This is a genomic window from Fretibacterium fastidiosum (genome assembly GCF_000210715.1).
Lineage (GTDB): Bacteria > Synergistota > Synergistia > Synergistales > Aminobacteriaceae > Fretibacterium > Fretibacterium fastidiosum.
In genome coordinates this window covers 1,998,158-1,999,412 of the sequence record NC_021038.1, presented here as the reverse complement: position 1 = coordinate 1,999,412, position 1,255 = coordinate 1,998,158, and the positions used below count along the sequence as shown (strand labels likewise).

1 protein-coding gene is annotated in these 1,255 nt (G+C 66.2%); it reads left to right on the top strand.

Features of this window, described 5'->3' with window-relative positions; all coding sequences use genetic code 11:
• Positions 1-1,044: chloride channel protein (locus tag SY1_RS09150; RefSeq protein ID WP_208873546.1), on the top strand; the 1,044-nt coding region annotated here is incomplete at its 5' end.
• Positions 1,045-1,255: the final 211 nt, after the last annotated feature.

The window sequence follows — 1,255 nt, the reverse complement described above, 5'->3', positions numbered from 1 at the left end:
GCATCCTTCCCCATCGCCGGGGTGGTCTTCGCGATGGAGGAGCTGCACAAGAGCTTCTCCGGCATCGTGCTGGTTGGGGCCACGGCCGCGTCCTTCGCGTCGGCCTTCGTCGGCGCGTCCATCATGGGGTTTCAGCCGGTGCTGCACGTCGCGGGACACGAGCTCCTGCCTCTGAGGGACTACTGGCTCATCCTTCTCCTGGGGGCCGCCACGGGCCTGAGCGGCGTGTTCTTCAACAAGTGCATCCTGTGGGGCAAGGCCCTCTACGGTCGGCTGCGGCTGCCCTGGTACGCGAAGGGCATCCTGCCCTTCGCGCTCACGGCGGGTTTCTGTCTTGCCCTGCCGGAGCTCTTCGGCAGCGGTGAGCCCATGATCTTCTACCCCACGGAGGCCAACCCCGCCCCGGAGCACCTGATCGCGCTCTACGGGCTGAAGCTCCTCCTGCTGGTGCTGGCCTTCGGCAGCGGCCTGCCCGGCGGCATCTTCTTTCCCCTCCTGGTCCTGGGCTCCCTCGTGGGCAACGCCATGGGACAGTTGGCCGTAGCGGCGGGCGTCCTGGAGCCGGAGTTCGTCCTCACCCTGACGCTCATGGCCATGACGGGACACTTCTCCTCCATCGTCCGCTCCCCCCTGACGGGCATCCTTCTGATCAGCGAAATGACGGGCTCCTTCGCCTTCATGCTGCCCCTGGGCATCGTGGCCATGACCTCCTACACCGTGGCGGAGCTCTGCCGCTCCACCCCCGTCTACGAGAGCCTTCAGCGCCTGCTGCCCGTCTCGCCCCAGGACGATCACACCGTCCGGCGCAGCATGTTGACGGAATTCGCCGTGGAGCCCCTGAGCCAGGCCGACGGACGCACCATCGCGGACCTTGAGTGGCCCGGCGAGTCCCTGATCATCGCGGTGAAGCGCGGCGCGGAGGAGATCGTCCCCCACGGCGGCGTCAAGCTCATGGGCGGCGACTACCTCGTCCTGCTCATCCCCGCCGGGAAGCGCGGAGAGATTCAGGAGCGCGTGGAGCGGCTGACACGCTTGCGGCTCTGATGCCACTGCCAGGCTGGATGGTCCGTTTAAACGCAGAAGATGCCTGAGGCGATGGTGAAGGATGCGATGATTGGTGAGGCGCTGAACCTGGAGAAGCTGTTTTTGCAGAGCCGGGAGTGGACTGATACCAATTTGCGTCTAAAGGGAAAGAAAGGCCCTCCTGCAAGGGGGGCTGCCCCGCAGGGGCTGGGGGGTGTTGAGCCTGAGGGCC